Source organism: Dactylosporangium sp. CS-033363 (assembly GCF_050942475.1).
Lineage (GTDB): Bacteria > Actinomycetota > Actinomycetes > Mycobacteriales > Micromonosporaceae > Dactylosporangium.
In genome coordinates this window covers 9,204,049-9,218,690 of sequence record NZ_CP192032.1, presented here as the reverse complement: position 1 = coordinate 9,218,690, position 14,642 = coordinate 9,204,049, and the positions used below count along the sequence as shown (strand labels likewise).

17 protein-coding genes and 1 riboswitch are annotated in these 14,642 nt (G+C 72.8%); of the genes, 12 read left to right on the top strand and 5 right to left on the bottom strand.

The genetic code is table 11. The annotated features are described in order from the left end of the window. Positions 1-31 precede the first annotated feature (31 nt). From ACQPZ4_RS42505 to ACQPZ4_RS42495, 3 genes are read right to left on the bottom strand one after another with little or no spacing between them, the layout of a single operon-like run. A complete protein-coding gene (locus tag ACQPZ4_RS42505; RefSeq protein WP_433049538.1) occupies positions 32-814 on the bottom strand; it encodes a hypothetical protein in 783 nt (260 codons plus the stop codon). A 19-nt stretch (positions 815-833) separates the two neighbouring features. After that, positions 834-1,271 (bottom strand): hypothetical protein, encoded by a 438-nt coding sequence (locus ACQPZ4_RS42500; RefSeq protein ID WP_433049535.1) that lies wholly within the window; start codon positions 1,269-1,271, stop codon positions 834-836. Next, positions 1,264-1,626, bottom strand: coding sequence for a hypothetical protein (locus ACQPZ4_RS42495; RefSeq protein WP_433049532.1), 363 nt, complete (start codon positions 1,624-1,626; stop codon positions 1,264-1,266). The genes ACQPZ4_RS42500 and ACQPZ4_RS42495 overlap by 8 nt, the downstream gene beginning before the upstream one ends. Before the next feature lie 194 nt (positions 1,627-1,820). Here ACQPZ4_RS42495 and ACQPZ4_RS42490 point away from each other — a divergent pair, with 194 nt between their 5' ends. Further along, a complete protein-coding gene (locus ACQPZ4_RS42490) occupies positions 1,821-2,246 on the top strand; it encodes a hypothetical protein (protein ID WP_433049529.1) in 426 nt (141 codons plus the stop codon). Between the two features lie 65 nt (positions 2,247-2,311). Here the strand turns inward: ACQPZ4_RS42490 and ACQPZ4_RS42485 are convergent, their stop codons facing one another. Further along, positions 2,312-3,292, bottom strand: coding sequence for an aldo/keto reductase (locus ACQPZ4_RS42485; RefSeq protein ID WP_433049526.1), 981 nt, complete (start codon positions 3,290-3,292; stop codon positions 2,312-2,314). A gap of 18 nt (positions 3,293-3,310) precedes the next feature. On the opposite strand from ACQPZ4_RS42485, the gene thiE reads away from it, so the two are divergent. The 9 genes from thiE (at position 3,311) to ACQPZ4_RS42440 (ending at position 10,838) form a co-directional block, all read left to right on the top strand. Then, a complete protein-coding gene (thiE, locus tag ACQPZ4_RS42480; RefSeq protein WP_433049523.1) occupies positions 3,311-3,919 on the top strand; it encodes a thiamine phosphate synthase in 609 nt (202 codons plus the stop codon). Further along, complete coding sequence (gene thiO / locus ACQPZ4_RS42475; protein ID WP_433049520.1) at positions 3,916-4,953, top strand: glycine oxidase ThiO; 1,038 nt, start codon at positions 3,916-3,918, stop codon at positions 4,951-4,953. The genes thiE and thiO overlap by 4 nt, the downstream gene beginning before the upstream one ends. A gap of 24 nt (positions 4,954-4,977) precedes the next feature. Next, positions 4,978-5,088: riboswitch (TPP riboswitch) on the top strand. Continuing rightward, positions 5,082-5,294 (top strand): sulfur carrier protein ThiS, encoded by a 213-nt coding sequence (gene thiS / locus ACQPZ4_RS42470; protein ID WP_433049517.1) that lies wholly within the window; start codon positions 5,082-5,084, stop codon positions 5,292-5,294. Its footprint overlaps the riboswitch before it by 7 nt. Positions 5,295-5,307: 13 nt before the next feature. Further along, positions 5,308-6,060, top strand: coding sequence for a thiazole synthase (locus tag ACQPZ4_RS42465; protein WP_433066915.1), 753 nt, complete (start codon positions 5,308-5,310; stop codon positions 6,058-6,060). Then, positions 6,054-6,578, top strand: a complete 525-nt coding sequence (locus ACQPZ4_RS42460; RefSeq protein WP_433049514.1) for a thiamine phosphate synthase — start codon at positions 6,054-6,056, stop codon at positions 6,576-6,578. Before ACQPZ4_RS42465 ends, ACQPZ4_RS42460 begins: the two co-directional genes overlap by 7 nt. Continuing rightward, a complete protein-coding gene (gene thiD, locus ACQPZ4_RS42455) occupies positions 6,575-7,390 on the top strand; it encodes a bifunctional hydroxymethylpyrimidine kinase/phosphomethylpyrimidine kinase (protein WP_433049511.1) in 816 nt (271 codons plus the stop codon). The genes ACQPZ4_RS42460 and thiD overlap by 4 nt, the downstream gene beginning before the upstream one ends. Positions 7,391-7,448: 58 nt before the next feature. Further along, positions 7,449-8,966, top strand: coding sequence for a phosphomethylpyrimidine synthase ThiC (thiC, locus tag ACQPZ4_RS42450; protein WP_433049508.1), 1,518 nt, complete (start codon positions 7,449-7,451; stop codon positions 8,964-8,966). A 10-nt stretch (positions 8,967-8,976) separates the two neighbouring features. After that, positions 8,977-9,693 carry a methyltransferase domain-containing protein gene (locus tag ACQPZ4_RS42445; RefSeq protein ID WP_433049505.1) on the top strand — a complete coding sequence of 239 codons (717 nt, stop codon included), beginning with the start codon at positions 8,977-8,979 and terminating at the stop codon, positions 9,691-9,693. Further along, the gene (locus tag ACQPZ4_RS42440) at positions 9,690-10,838 is read left to right on the top strand and encodes an alkaline phosphatase family protein (RefSeq protein WP_433049502.1); all 1,149 of its coding nucleotides are present in this window, start codon (positions 9,690-9,692) and stop codon (positions 10,836-10,838) included. The genes ACQPZ4_RS42445 and ACQPZ4_RS42440 overlap by 4 nt, the downstream gene beginning before the upstream one ends. A 488-nt stretch (positions 10,839-11,326) precedes the next feature. Here the strand turns inward: ACQPZ4_RS42440 and ACQPZ4_RS42435 are convergent, their stop codons facing one another. Beyond that, a complete protein-coding gene (locus tag ACQPZ4_RS42435; RefSeq protein WP_433049499.1) occupies positions 11,327-11,800 on the bottom strand; it encodes a hypothetical protein in 474 nt (157 codons plus the stop codon). A gap of 67 nt (positions 11,801-11,867) precedes the next feature. Here ACQPZ4_RS42435 and ACQPZ4_RS42430 point away from each other — a divergent pair, with 67 nt between their 5' ends. Together ACQPZ4_RS42430 and ACQPZ4_RS42425 are read left to right on the top strand one after the other, a co-directional pair. Further along, positions 11,868-13,175: a DNA polymerase IV gene (locus ACQPZ4_RS42430; RefSeq protein WP_433049496.1), complete on the top strand. Its 1,308-nt coding sequence runs from the start codon at positions 11,868-11,870 to the stop codon at positions 13,173-13,175. A gap of 153 nt (positions 13,176-13,328) precedes the next feature. Then, positions 13,329-13,712: a DUF3040 domain-containing protein gene (locus ACQPZ4_RS42425; protein WP_433049494.1), complete on the top strand. Its 384-nt coding sequence runs from the start codon at positions 13,329-13,331 to the stop codon at positions 13,710-13,712. Positions 13,713-14,642 lie beyond the last annotated feature (930 nt).

The window sequence follows — 14,642 nt, the reverse complement described above, 5'->3', positions numbered from 1 at the left end:
GCGCGGCTTCCGGTGCGGCTCCGGCGACGGCTCAGCCGGTGGCCAGGCGGTCCCAGTCGGCGGCGAACTGCATCGGGTCGCTGGGGTTGGCCTTGATCGGGATCACCCCGCCGGGCTGCATGACCGAGACCCGTTCCAGCGGTACCGCGAAGACGGCCGGCCCCGCCACGGGCGCGCGACCGTCGACGGCGATGTGCAGCTGCGCGGAGTACAACGGCCGCCCCTGCTCGTCGAGACTTCCGGCGAACTCGGCGGACAGCACCCGGATGGTCCCGGGGATGCCCGTGGCCAGGATCTGCTGCTTCAGGTAGGGGTCGGCGGCGGGGGGAGGCGTGGGTGCGGCCGTCGGCTGTTCGGCCGCGAACGACCACTCGATGACGACCTTGGCCGGGTCGAGCGGGTCGACGAGCACGGTGAGCGGGCGGCCGGTGCCGAGCATGCCGGTCGCGATCAGCGGCACGTACTCCTTCACCGTCGTGTCGTAGGTGCCGTGCCCGGGCGCCGTGATCCGCAGCTGGAGCGCGACCTGGGGCTGCTCGTTCATGTACACCCCGGTCTGGCGCGCGCCGAGGACCTGGGCGGTGCCGCGCACGCCGTGCTCGCGCAGGGCCTGGGCGTCCTTGAACCGCCGGTGGAAGCGCCGGCCGAACAGGAACAGGATCACGGCGGTGAGCATGAGCGCGCCACCGACCAGCGTGAATGTCGTGGTGAGCTCGGGCACGACGGCCCCGACGCCGACGAAGACGCCGCCGAGCAGGAACTCGAAGACGGCCACGAGGTACATCACGATGGCCGGCCCACGGGAAGTGGTCATGGCGCGAATGGTGGAGCAGTCAGCCGTTCGCCGCTGTCGTCTCCGCGACCGCGCGCTGTCCGGAGGTGCGCCAGAGCCAGAAGAGTCCGACGAACGGCAGGATCAGGGGGACCCAGCCGTAGCCCTCGCCGTAGCCGGACCAGACGCTCGGGTGCCGGAACGCGGCCTCGTCGACCAGGCTGGCCGTGCCGACCGCGAGCACGCCGAGCAGCTCGAAGCCGACCGCGAACCAGGCGACCCGGCGGGAGGCCGGGCTGGAGCGGGCGAGGGCGACGGTGGCCACGATGTAGACCAGCGCGGCCAGCGCCGAGAGCGAATAGGCCAGCGGCGCGTCGTGGAACTTGGTGCCGATCTGGACGCCGGCCCGCGCGCTGGCGGAGAGGGCGAACACGCCGTACACGAACACGAGCACGCGCCCGAAGCCGCGGTTGAGGGGTTTCCCGGTCTTGTCAGCCATTCCAGATCTGTCCGAGTCGCAGGATGAGCACCGGCACGATGACCGCCGCCGCCCCGATGAGCAGCGAGCCCCAGCGGGTCGGCTCCATGCGGGCCAGCACGATGCCGGCCGGGGGGAGCAGGACAGCGGTCAGCAGGTACCCGATGAGCGTGACCATGTCGCCGCCGGTCGGCCGGCTGCCGTCGGCCAGCCCGACAATCAGCGCCACGACCTGCACCACCACCAGCGCCTCGACCGCCCACAGGCCGATGAACAGCGGGCGGGACGGCTCGCGCTGCCGGAAGAACTCGACGAACGCCCAGACGGCGACCACGAGCGACAGCACGTGTGCGGCGATTGCCAGCGGCCCGATCACGGCCGACAGCGTATCCCCGCCGCGGATCGGTATCCTCGGCAGCATCGGTCCTGGCCGGCGGTAGGACATGCCGCGCTCCGCGAGCGTGGTTCACTTCTGTCGGCAAGCCGCCACTGGCACGTTTCCGGGATTCTTCCGCGCGACCGTGGCCGTAACGTTCATGGCAACGCAATACGACGACCAAGGGGAACACGATGAGCGACTTCGACGCCGGCGACACTGGCCACGACGTGGACTACGGCCACTTCGAGACCGGCCAGGAGCACGATGGTCTCGACCAGCTGCACCAGGCGCACGGCTCGGAGCACGACGCGCAGTCGCAGTTCGGCGTGTACGAGAACGACCACCACGCGCAGGAGTCGACGGACTTCTCGACCGGTCAGCACGTCGAGTACGACCAGCCGGCCGCCGTCCACTACGAGTCGGACAACTTCACCAACTACAGCCACGACGCGTCCGAGGACGACCACGTCTTCGCGGCCGAGGGCAGCGAGCAGTCGCACTCCGCCGAGTTCGGCGAGCTCGACGCCCTGTCGCAGCGCTTCGACGGCGCGTTCGCCGAGGGCACCGAGTTCCACGCGGGTGGCGGCGAGGGCCAGTTCGGCGTCGCGGCCAACTAGCTTTTCCTAGCTTTTTCGCGAGCGCCCGGCCGGTCGGCCGGGCGCTCGTTCGTGTGCGCGGCCGGTCAGGAGTGCCCGGAGACGGCCTGCGGGACGTAGCCCGCCGCCAGGCGCTCGAGCTCCTTCTCGTCCAGGGTCAGGTCGGTCGCCGCGATGGCGTCCTCCAGGTGGTGCAGCTTGGTCGCGCCGACGATCGGGGCGGTCACGGCCGGCTGGGCGAGGAGCCAGGCCAGCGCGGTCTGGGCCGGGGTGACGCCGCGCTCGGCGGCCAGTTCGGCGTTGGCGTCGACGATGTCGAAGGCGCTCTCCGAGTACAGCGAGTCGCCGAACGGGTCGTTGTTGGCCCGCGTGGTGCGGCGCTCGCCGTCGCGGCCCCGGTTGCCGGCGAGCAGGCCACGGGCGAGCGGGCTCCACGGGATGACACCGACGCCCTGGTCCTGGCAGAGCGGGAGCATTTCGCGCTCTTCCTCGCGGTACACGAGGTTGTAGTGGTTCTGCATGGAGACGAACGGGGTCCAGCCGTTCGCGCGGGCGAGGTACTGGGCCTTGGAGAACTGCCAGGCGTACATGCTCGACGCGCCGATGTAGCGGGCCTTGCCGGCGCGCACGACGTCGTGCAGGGCCTCCAGGGTCTCCTCGATCGGCGTGTTCGGGTCCCAGCGGTGGATCTGGTAGAGGTCGACGTAGTCGGTGCCGAGGCGGCGCAGCGAGTTGTCGATGCCGGCCAGGATGTGCTTGCGCGACAGGCCGCCGTCGTTGGGGACGTCGCTCATCCGGCCGTGCACCTTGGTCGCCAGCACGTAGTCGTCGCGGCGCTCGAAGTACTTGGCGAGCAGCCGGCCGGTGATGACCTCGCTGGCCCCGAGGGAGTAGACGTCGGCGGTGTCGAAGAACGTGATGCCGGCCTCGGCGGCGCGGCGCACGAACGGGTCGGCACCCTCCTCTTCCAGCGCCCACGGGCGCTGGGCCGGGTCGCCGTAGCTCATCATGCCGAGACAGATTTCCGAGACCTGCAGGCCGGTCCGGCCGAGTCGTACTTGCTTCATGTCTGAAAAGCTATCGCGGTGCATCCTGCTGGACGACTGCATCTCATCACCGACACGAGACCGGGCCGCGACACCCTCGCCGTCGTCGCGGCGGCCCTGCGCGCGGGCTTCGACGTGGTACAGGTGCGCCCCGAGGACCACGTCACGGATCGCGAGGCCTACGAGCTGACCGTGCGCGTGCTGGCCATGTGCCGCGAGCTCGGCCGCACCTGCCTGGTCAACGACCGGCTGCACATCGCGCTGGCGGCCGGGGCCGACGGCGGGCACGTGGGCGCCGACGACCTGCCGGTGGCCGCGGCCCGGCGCATCCTCGGCCCGTCGGCGATCCTCGGCGCGACCGCCCGCAACCCGGTCACGGCGCGCCAGGCGGTGGCCGACGGCGCCTCGTACCTCGGCGTAGGTCCTGCTTACGCGACGGACACCAAGGCCGGCCTGCCCGACGCCATCGGGGTGGCGGGGGTGCGCGCGGTCGCGGAAGCGGTCCAGGTCCCGGTGGTGGCGATCGGCGGGGTGACCGCGCGCCGGGCGCCCGAGCTCTACGCGGCCGGCGCGCACGCGGTCGCCGTGGTGGGTGCCGTGAGCGGGGCGGCCGACCCCTACGCCGCGGCCGCGGAGTTCCTCCGGTGAGCGTCGCGATCGTCGGGGCCGGGATCATCGGCCTGAGCATCGCGTTCGAGCTGGTCGAGCGGGGTGTGGAGGGGATCGTGCTGTACGACGGCGATCCGGGGCGGGGGGCCGGGCTGGTCGCGGCCGGGATGCTCGCGCCCACCGCCGAGGCCGTCTTCGGCGAGGAGGACCTGCAGGCCCTGATGCTCGAGTCGGTGCGGCGCTGGCCGTCGTTCGCGGCGCGGGTCGAGGCGCGGACCGGCGTGCCGATCGCCTACCGGACCGAGGGCACGTTGCTCGTCGCCCTCACCGCCGACGACCAGGCGGAGGTCGACCGGCTGATCGGGTTCTACCGCCGCGCCGGTACCGCCATCGAGCCCCTCACCGGCCGCCAGCTCCGCGCGCGGGAGCCGCTGCTGGCCCCGCGGGTGCGCGGCGGGGCGTTCGCGCCGGGCGATCACCAGGTCGACCCGCGGCTCCTGCTGCGCGCGCTGCGCACCCTGCCGGTGCGGTTCGAGCGGCGCGAGATCACCGATCTGTCCACGCTTCGGGAAGATGTGACGATCGTCGCCACCGGGATCGGCTCGGCCGCGCTGACCGGGCTGCCGGTGCGGCCGGTGAAGGGCCAGCTGCTGCGGCTGCGCGGGCCGGAACCGCTGCTGCGGCACGTGGTGCGGGGCGTGGCGGCGGGGCGGGACGTGTACCTCGTGCCGCGGGCCGACGGCGAGCTCGTCGTCGGGGCCACGGAGGAGGAGCGCGGGGCCGATCTGACGGTGACCGCCGGCGGCGTGCTGGACCTGCTCCGCCCGGCCGCCGACCTGCTGCCCGGGGTGGCCGAGCTGGTGCTCGCCGAGACCCTGGCCGGCCTGCGACCCGGCACGCCGGACAACGCCCCGGTGATCGACCGGCTGCCCGGCGGCGCGCTGGTGGCCACCGGGCACCACCGCAACGGCGTCCTGCTGGCCCCGGCCACCGCGGCGGCGATCGCCGATCTCATCGTCTTCGATTCGACGGAAATCGATATCAGCGCGTTCGGGTCGGGCCGCTTTACCTGAGCCCGACGGCGGCGTTATGGTCGAGGCGTATCCCACGGGAGTCCGGTGTGACCGGGCTGAGAGGGGGGCTGTGAGCCCCCGACCGTCGAACCTGATCCGGGTCATGCCGGCGCAGGGAGGCAGGAGTGATGAGCCATATGCAGCTCGTGGTCAACGCCGTCGCATCGACGGTCGCCGACGACACCACCGTCGCCGACGTGGTGCTCGCGCTCGCCGGGGACGATCCCCGCGGGATCGCGGTCGCCCTCAACGGTGCCGTGGTGCCCCGGTCGAGCTGGGCGCGGACCCGCCCGGCCGACGGCGACCATGTCGAGGTGCTGACGGCGGTGCAGGGTGGTTGACACCGCGGACGTCATGGTCCTCGACGGGGTGGAGCTGCCGTCCCGGCTGATTCTCGGTACCGGCGGCGCGACCAGCCACGCCGCGCTGGAGGCCGCCATCCGGGCCAGCGGCACCGCCCTCGTCACCGTGGCGCTGCGCCGGCTCGACCCGGCCGCGCCCTCGCTGCTCGACGTGGTCGAGCGGTGCGGGGTACGCGTGCTGCCCAACACCGCCGGCTGCTACACCGCCACCGAGGCGGTCAAGCTCGCCCACCTGGCGCGGGAGGCCTTCGGGACCAGCTGGGTGAAGCTCGAGGTGATCGGCGACGAGGAGACCCTGCTGCCGGACGGGGTCGAGCTGGTCACCGCGGCGGCCGAGCTCGTGGCGGACGGGTTCGTCGTGTTGCCGTACACGAGCGACGACCCGATCCTCGCCCAGCGCCTCGCCGACGTGGGCTGTGCCGCGGTCATGCCGCTCGGCGCGCCGATCGGCTCCGGGCTGGGCATCCGCAACCCGCACAACATCGCGCTCATCCGGCGGCTGGTCAGCGTGCCGGTCATCCTCGACGCCGGGATCGGCACCGCGTCCGACGCCGCCCTCGGCATGGAGCTGGGCTGCGACGGGGTGCTGCTCGCCTCCGCCGTCACCCGGGCCGAGCACCCCGCGCGCATGGCCGAGGCGATGCGCCTCGCGGTGCGGGCCGGGCGGCTGGCCCACCTGGCCGGGCGCATCCCGCGCCGGCTGCACGCGACCGCATCCAGCCCGACCGGAGGCATGCCGTGGTAGAGCCGATCGAGCCGCGTCTCATCCTGTTCACCGACCGGCGGCAGGCCGAGCGCCCCCTGGACGAGGTCGTCGCGGGCGCGATCGACGGCGGCGCGCGGGTGGTGGTCCTGCGCGAGCACGACCTCCCGCCGCGGCGCCGGCTGCAGCTCGCGGCCGCCCTGCGCACCCGCCTCGACCAGGTCGGCGGCAGCCTGCTGCTGGAGGAGGACGGGGCACTGCGCAAGTGCCACGGCCTGGAGGAGCTGTTCGCGGCGGCGGGCGAGGGTTTCCGGTACGTCACGCTCTCCCCGATCTTCGCCACCCGCAGCAAGCCGGGGTACGGCCCGCCCCTCGGACTGGCCGCGCTCGGCCGGATGGCCGTCGTGGCGCCGGTCCCGGTGTACGCGCTCGGCGGCGTCGACACCCCGGCCCGGGTGCGCGACTGCCTCGACGAGGGCGCGGCGGGCGTGGCCGTGATGGGCGCAGTGATGCGCGCCGACGACCCGGCCCGCCTGGTCAAGGAGCTGCTGACCGCATGAGCGCTGTTGTTGGCATGAGCGCCGGCCCACCGGTCGCGATGACGATCGCCGGCTCCGACTCGGGCGGCGGGGCCGGCATCCAGGCCGACCTCAAGACCTTCGCCGCGCACGGCGTCTTCGGCACCAGCGTGATCACGGCGCTGACCGCCCAGAACACCGCCGGCGTGCGGGCCATCTCCGCCGTCGACCCGTCGTTCGTCGCCGCCCAGCTCGAGGCCGTGCTCGACGACCTGCCCGTCGCCGCGGTGAAGACCGGGATGCTGGCCACGCCCGAGACCGTCGCCGTGATCGCGAAGTACGCGCCGCGGCTGCCCGGGCTCGTGGTCGATCCGGTGCTCGTCGCGTCCTCGGGCGACCGGCTGTTCACCGCCGATGCCGAGCGGGCGTACCTCGAGCTGCTCTTCCCGCACGCCGCCGTCGTCACCCCGAACCTGCGCGAGGCGTCGGTGCTGCTGGGCCGCGAGGTGCTCGACGCCGACGACGCCGCGAAGGCCGCCGCGGATCTCGCCGCCTTCGGTCCTCGGTGCGTCGTCGTGAAGGGCGGCCACCTGCGGGGGAGCGCGGAGGCGGTCGATGCGATCTGGTACGACGGGCGCACCTCGCTCCTGACCGCGCCCTGGATCACCACGTCCAACAACCACGGGACCGGCTGCACGTTCGCGGCTTCGGTGGTGTCGCGGCTCGCTTCGGGTGAGGACCTGCCCACCGCGCTCGACGGGGCCAAGACCTATGTGCACAACGCCCTGACCCGGGCTGCCGCTTGGTCGCTCGGTGCCGGTCACGGGCCGCTGGCCTGGGGGCCTTTCCGCTAATTCGGACAAATCGGTCGGTTCTTGGGGTGGAGTCTGCCCTTTTTCAGGAAGGAAGAGCATGAAGCGCAAGGTGTACGTCCAGGGCTCGCGCGAGGATCTCCGCGTCCCCTTCGCCGAGGTCGACCTGGCCGGCGACAACCCGCCGGTGCGGCTCTACGACACGTCGGGGCCGGTGACCGACCGCCGGCCGTGGATCGCCGCGCGCGGCCCGGTCGAGCGGACCCAGCTGTACTACGCGCGCCAGGGCGTGATCACCCCGGAGATGGAGTTCGTGGCGATCCGCGAGGGCGTCGAGCCGGAGCTGGTGCGCGCCGAGCTGGCGGCCGGCCGGGCCATCCTGCCCAACAACGTCAACCACCCGGAGAGCGAGCCGATGATCATCGGGTCGCGGTTCCTGGTGAAGGTCAACGCCAACATCGGCACCAGCGCGGTGTCCTCCGGCGTCGACGAGGAGGTGGCCAAGCTGACCTGGGCCACCCGCTGGGGCGCCGACACGGTCATGGACCTTTCGACGGGCAAGCACATCCACGCCACGCGGGAGGCGATCATCCGCAACTCGCCGGTGCCCATCGGTACCGTGCCGATCTACCAGGCCCTGGAGAAGGTCGGCGGGGATCCCTTGAAGCTGACCTGGGAGGCCTATCGCGACACCGTGATCGAGCAGGCGGAGCAGGGCGTCGACTACATGACGGTGCACGCGGGCGTGCTGCTGCGGTACGTGCCGCTGACCGTCAAGCGGGTCACCGGCATCGTGTCGCGGGGCGGCTCGATCATGGCCGCCTGGTGCCTGGCGCACCACGAGGAGAACTTCCTCTTCACGAACTTCGCGGAACTGTGCGAGATCTTCGCGCGGTACGACGTGGCCTTCTCGCTCGGCGACGGCCTGCGCCCGGGCTCCATCGCCGACGCGAACGACGAGGCCCAGCTCGCCGAACTCAGGACCCTGGGCGAGCTCACGGGCATCGCCTGGGAGCACGACGTGCAGGTCATGATCGAGGGCCCCGGGCACGTGCCGATGCACAAGATCAAGGAGAACGTGGACCTGCAGCGGGAGTGGTGCCACGAGGCGCCGTTCTACACGCTCGGGCCGCTGACGACGGACATCGCACCCGCGTACGACCACATCACCTCGGCCATCGGGGCGGCCATGATCGCGATGTACGGCACCGCGATGCTCTGCTACGTCACCCCCAAGGAGCATCTCGGCCTGCCCGACCGCGACGACGTCAAGGCCGGCGTGATCGCCTACAAGATCGCCGCGCACGCCGCCGACCTGGCCAAGGGCCACCCGGGCGCGCAGGCGTGGGACGACGCGCTGTCCAAGGCCCGGTTCGAGTTCCGCTGGGAGGACCAGTTCAACCTGGCCCTGGACCCGGACACGGCGCGCTCGTACCACGACGAGACGCTCCCGGCCGAGCCCGCCAAGACCGCGCACTTCTGCTCCATGTGCGGGCCCAAGTTCTGCTCCATGCGGATCAGCCAGGACCTGCGCGAGTACGCCGAGCTCGGCATGCGGCAGAAGTCCGACGAGTTCACCGCGGCAGGTGGTCAGGTGTACCTCCCGCTGCTCCACTAAGGTTGCCGGGGTGGAGTCTTCTGCGCCCCGCACCGCGGTCGTCTGGCAGGTGCTGCGTCGCGAGCTGGCCCGGGCCGAGCGTCCGCTGAACGCCCTCGACGTCGGCGGCGGCACCGGCGGCTTCGCCGTGCCGCTCGCGCAGGCGGGCCACACGGTCACCGTGGTGGACGCCAGCCCCGACGCCCTGGCCGCCCTCATCCGCCGCGCCGCCGAGGCCGGCGTGGGCGAGCGGGTCCGCGCGGTCCAGGGCGACGGCGACGGCCTGGCCGACCTGGTCGAGCCGGAGAGCGTCGACCTGGTCCTCTGCCACAGCCTGCTCGAGGTCGTGGACGACCCGCACAAGGTCGTCGCCGCGCTCGCCGGGACCCTGCGCCCCGGCGGCGCGGCCAGCGTCGTGGTCGCCAACCGCGCCGCCGCCGTCCTGGCCCGCGCGATCAGCGGCCATCTGGCGGCCGCGTCCCTGCTGGTGGCGAGCCCCGACGGCCGGGGCGACAGCCGCGACCGCCTCCGCCGCCGCTACGACGCCGGCACCGCCACCGCCCTGCTGGACGAGTGCGGCCTGACCGTCGAGCAGGTCCACGGCGTCCGCGTGGTCGCCGACCTGGTCCCCGGCACCGTGGCCGAGAGCGAGCCGGAGGCCCTGGCCGCGTTCGAGCTGGCCCTGGCCGGCACCCCGCCGTACCGCGACATCGCCACCCAGCTCCACCTCCTCGCCCGCCGCGGATGAACCTCCTGGCGCCGGTCGAGCCGCGCTACGGCCACGACAGCCTGGCCGACGTCCTCCCGACCGCGCTGGCCGCCCTGGGCGTACCGGGCGCGGAGGACGTCCTGAACCTGGCCGCGGAGCTGGACGGCGTCCGCCGGATCGCGGTGGTCCTGCTCGACGGCCTCGGCTGGCACCAGCTCCCCCTGGCCGCCCTCGCCGCCCCCACCATGACCGACATCGTCGAGGGCCGCCTGGGCCTGGCCCGCCCGATCACCTCGGGCTTCCCGTCCACGACCCCCGTCAGCCTGGTCACCCTGGGCACCGGCACGGCCCCCGGCCGGCACGGCATCGTCGGCTTCAATTTGCATCGGCCAGGCACCGACCAGGTGGTGAACCACCTGCACTGGACCGGAGAACCGGACCCGGCCGACTGGCAGCCGATCCCGACGGCATTCACCCGGGCCCACGAGGCCGGCCTGGCCCCGACGGTGGTCACGAATCCCCGCTTCGCCGGCACGGGCCTGTCCCAGTCGGCGTACCGCGGCGCCCGCCTCGGCCCGGGCGTGGAGGCGGACGCGGTGGCGGAGGAGATGCTGGCCGCGCTGCCGGAGTCCCGCCTGGTGTACGGCTACCTCCCGGACGTGGACCGCGCCGGCCACGACTTCGGCATCGCCACCCCGGAATGGCACCAGGCCGCGGCGGACGCGGACCGCCTGGTGACCCGCCTGGTGGACGCCCTGCCGCCGGACACGGCCCTGCTGGTGACGGCCGACCACGGCCAGTTGAACATCCCGCCGGAGTTTCGCCTGGACCTGGCGGACCAGCCGGCCTTGACCAAGGGCGTCGCGTTCGTCACGGGCGAGGCAAGGGTCCGCTACCTCCACACGGTCCCGGGCGCGGAGGCGGACGTCCTGGCCACGTGGCGCTCGGTCCTGGGCGACCGGGCCTGGATCGTCCCCCGGGAGGAAGCGGTGGCGGCGGGCTGGTTCGGCCCGGTCCCGGAATCCCATCTGCAGCGCATCGGCGACGTGGTGGCGGTGTGCCGGGACCGCTGGATTCTGCTGGCGAGCAACCACGAGCCGGCGCGGCTGGGGGAGATGGTGGCCTTCCACGGCTCCAGTACCCGGGCGGAGATGGAGATCCCGCTGCTGGTCGTGCGGCGGTAGGGTGCTGTTTGTCACGAAATGTCGGGCCTCGTGCCTCGGCCCGACATTTCGGACTTATACCCTGACCGGTCATATATGCGCATTCGCGGGCTTTGTGGCGGCTCGGGCGGCGGTGATCAAGGATTGACCAGCGGTTCTTGGGTCGCGGTGCAGGTCGCGCGGGCTCGGGTCGCCGCCTGATGCCGGCCTGGCTCGACCTCGTCGACGCGCGCGTTGACGCCGCACGGCCGTGTGGGGGCGGCGGACAGTTCTTGGGTCGCGGTGCAGGTCGCGCGGCCTCCGATCGCCGCCTGATGCGGGCCTGGCTCGACCTCGTCGATGCGCGCGTTGACGCCGCACGGCCGTGTGGGGTGGCGGGCAGTGCCGGGCGCGGGCCGGGGTGGGTCAGGGCTGCGGGACCGGGTGGCGGACAGTGTCGGCGCGGCCCGGGGCCGGCCACGGCTGCAGGACCGGGTGGCGGGCAGTGTGCCGGCGTGGGCCGGGGTGGGTCAGGGCTGCAGGACCGGGTGGCGGCGGCGCGGCTTCGGCAGGGCGGGGGTGGCCAGGAGGGCGGTGAGGTGGCGTACGTGGCGGGCCAGTTCCAGGCGCGGCATGTCGGGCCCGGCGTGGTCGGCGACCAGGGCCAGGAGCTCGTCCCGGTCGGCGGCGACCAGCACGCCCGGGGAGCCAGCCGCGGGGTCGTCGGCGAGGACGGCGATGTCGGCGCGGCGCACGCCCAGTTGACCGGCGCGGTTCAGGTAGGTCTCGCTGGGCAGCAACAGGGGGACTCGGCGGGCGCGGGTCCAGCCGAGCACTAGGAGTACCGCCGCGGCTTCGGGGTTTATGGCTCTTGTCCAGTCCGCCGTCGGGGTGATCACCAGACCGGGGACGACGCTGCAGGTCAGGGCCGGGTGACGGCGGCGGAGTCCCTCGAGCGCCGCGACGACCGGCGCCAGGGGCGAGGTCATCGCGACATTGGCCATGCCCGGAAGGTAAGGCAAACCTAAGTTTTCGTCAAATTTGTCATAGGGGGCCGCTAGGGTCTGCGGTGTGGGGCGAAGTCAGGTGGTACCACGCGGAGGCGCCGAGGAGTTCGGCCCGGGCGCCGATGACACGGGCTGCACCGTGTTGCACGTCGACATGGACGCGTTCTATGCCTCGGTGGAGGTGCGCCGGCGGCCCGAGCTGCGGGGAAAGCCCGTCATCGTCGGCGGGGCGGGGCCGCGCGGGGTGGTGTCGGCGGCGAGCTACGAGGCGCGGAAATACGGTGTGCGCAGCGCGATGCCGGGGAGCCGGGCGCAGCGGCTGTGCCCGCAGGCGGTGTTCCTGCCGCCGGACTTCGCGGCGTACACGGAGGCGTCGCAGGCCGTGATGGCGATCTTCCGGGACGTGACGCCGCTGGTGGAGCCGCTCTCGCTCGACGAGGCGTTCCTCGATGTGGCGGGGGCGCGCAAGCTGCTCGGGCGGCCGGCCGAGATCGCCGCGCAGATCCGGGCGCGGGTCGCCAAGGAGCAGCGGCTGACGTGTTCGGTCGGGGTGGCCGGCACGAAGTTCCTGGCCAAGCTGGGGTCGACGCGGGCCAAGCCGGACGGGATGGTGGTCGTGCCGCGGGACCGCGAGCTGGAGTACCTGCATCCGCTGCCGGTGGAGGCGCTCTGGGGCGTGGGGGAGCGGACGGCCGAGGCGCTGCAGCGGCTGGGGCTCAAGACCATCGGCGACCTGTCGGCGGCGCCGGTGGGGATGCTGCGCTCGGCCGTCGGGGACGCGGCGGCGCACCACCTGCACGAGCTGTCCTGGGCGCGGGACCCCCGACGGGTGATTCCCGAGCACGTGGAGAAGTCGATCGGCGCGGAAACCACGTTCGACGTCGACGTGAGCGACCTGTCGACCATCCGACGCACCATGCTCGCGCTGTCCGGCAAGGTCGCCGAGCGCCTCCGGCACGCCGGGCAGGCCGGGCGGACGGTCGCGGTGAAGATCAGGCTGGCCGATTTCCAGACGCTGAGCCGGTCACGCACCGTAGACGTGCCGACCGACGTGGCCCGCGAGATCTTCGAGATCGGCTGGGCGTTGTTCCAGGCCGGGCGCCCGGGCGAGCGCATTCGGCTGGTCGGAGTGCGGGTGGAGGGGCTGGTGCACGCCGACGGTACGCCGCGGCAGATGACGCTGGGTGAGCGCGACCACGGCTGGCGCGACGCCGAACGGGCCGCCGACGCGGTCGCCGCGCGGTTCGGCCGGGGGCTGGTCAAGCCGGCCAGCCTGCTGCGCGGCGACGGGATGCGCACCGACGGAAACGGAGCCGCACCGCGCGGGGAGGGGACGGAACAGGCACCGAGAGGACACAATGGAAGGACATAGGAGCAAGACTCGTCGGAAAATCGGCACGGCCGGACCATCGTCCCGCTTTCCGACGGGTTGAACCCCTCGTAAACTTGCCAGTACGCAGCCGTCCGGCTGTGCCGGACTGCCGGTCCTCTCAGGGGCCGGCCTTCGCGACCGGGGAGGAGTGCCGTGCCGCTCTCGGAGCACGAGCAGCGGCTGTTCGAGCAGATCGAGCGGTCGCTAGCCGAGGATCCCAAGTTTGCTTCGGCGGTGCGCGCCACCGACCCGCGGTTCCATGCCAAGCGCCGGATGATCGTCGCAGGGATCCTCCTGCTGGCCGGCATGGCGCTGCTTGTCTACGGCGTGGCTATTCGAATTCCACTCCTCGGCGTGGGTGGCTTCCTGGTGATGCTGGGCGCGTTGGCGTTCGGCGTCCAGGCGTACCGCCGCGGCCAGTCCACCGACCTGCACGCGGTCGGCGGAACGGCCACACGCCGGACCCGCCAGCGCCGTGGTGGCCTGGTGGACCGCTTGGAGGAGCGCTGGCGCCGCCGTCCTGAGGGTGACCTCTAGCGGCTCGCCGGCTGGGCTCGGGCCGCCCGCTGACCACGGACGGCCCCAGGTGGCTCAACCATGCCCTCGAGCAGCCACGGAGTTGGATGCTCGACCTGGGGTGGGTGGTTTGCGGGCTTGATCGGGCGTAGTGGCCTTATCGCCACCGCTTTCGCCGCGACCTTGCCGCCGCCCTGCTCGTGTCCGCCGCCGCTCTCCGCCCGTCTGCCGCTGCCATCCGCGTGTCTGCCGCTGCCCTGCGCCCATCTGCTGAGCCTTGATCCGCCGCCCGCCGCCCGCCGCCGCCGTCCGCACGTTCGCCGCGCCCCCGACCCGTCGGTCAAGCCGCGAGCTGACGATTGCCGCCGCCCGCAGCCCATCGCCCGCCGCGCCATCGCCCGCTGGTCGAGCCGTGAGCTGAGGGTCGCCGCGTTTCTACGGTCCGCCGTGCCATCGCCCGCGGTGCCATCGCCCGCCGCGCCATCGCCCGCCGGTCGAGCCGTGAGCTGAGGGCCGCTGCCTTTCTACGGTCCGCCGTGCCATCGCCCGCCGCCGGCTGTGCCACCCTCCGCCACGGCCGCAACCAGCCCGCGCGTCGCCGCCAGCCTGCCGAGCCTCGCCACATTCCAGGGGCCCGCTGCCATCAGCCTCCGCACCGCCGACCATGGCGTCCGTGCCTGCCGAATCCCATCGCCCCGAAGCCTGCCGGCCCGCTCTGGACCCCGCGCACACGCCACCCCACTTCGATCCGGTCGTGGCGGTCCGTGGGGGACCCGTGCGGTCCATACGGGATGAGCGCTGCCGCGGAGGGCGACCAGGCCGCACACACATCGCTTGTCTGCTCGTCCCACGCCTCAAATGAGCCTCTCCACCGCAGCCGAGCGTGACAGTTTCACCGAACGAAAGATCAATTCCGCCGCAGCGACACCCACAAATCGGAAATAAGACCCG

Excerpts from the sequence above, each read along its gene's own strand:
- thiC (WP_433049508.1), top strand. The coding sequence starts at position 7,449 with ATGAAGCGCAAGGTGTACGTCCAGGGCTCGCGCGAGGATCTCCGCGTC.
- ACQPZ4_RS42500 (WP_433049535.1), bottom strand. The coding sequence starts at position 1,271 with ATGGCTGACAAGACCGGGAAACCCCTCAACCGCGGCTTCGGGCGCGTG.
- ACQPZ4_RS42485 (WP_433049526.1), bottom strand. The coding sequence starts at position 3,292 with ATGAAGCAAGTACGACTCGGCCGGACCGGCCTGCAGGTCTCGGAAATC.
- ACQPZ4_RS42465 (WP_433066915.1), top strand. The coding sequence starts at position 5,308 with ATGGTCCTCGACGGGGTGGAGCTGCCGTCCCGGCTGATTCTCGGTACC.
- thiD (WP_433049511.1), top strand. The coding sequence starts at position 6,575 with ATGAGCGCTGTTGTTGGCATGAGCGCCGGCCCACCGGTCGCGATGACG.
- ACQPZ4_RS42440 (WP_433049502.1), top strand. The coding sequence starts at position 9,690 with ATGAACCTCCTGGCGCCGGTCGAGCCGCGCTACGGCCACGACAGCCTG.
- ACQPZ4_RS42490 (WP_433049529.1), top strand. The coding sequence starts at position 1,821 with ATGAGCGACTTCGACGCCGGCGACACTGGCCACGACGTGGACTACGGC.
- thiS (WP_433049517.1), top strand. The coding sequence starts at position 5,082 with ATGAGCCATATGCAGCTCGTGGTCAACGCCGTCGCATCGACGGTCGCC.
- ACQPZ4_RS42435 (WP_433049499.1), bottom strand. The coding sequence starts at position 11,800 with ATGGCCAATGTCGCGATGACCTCGCCCCTGGCGCCGGTCGTCGCGGCG.
- ACQPZ4_RS42505 (WP_433049538.1), bottom strand. The coding sequence starts at position 814 with ATGACCACTTCCCGTGGGCCGGCCATCGTGATGTACCTCGTGGCCGTC.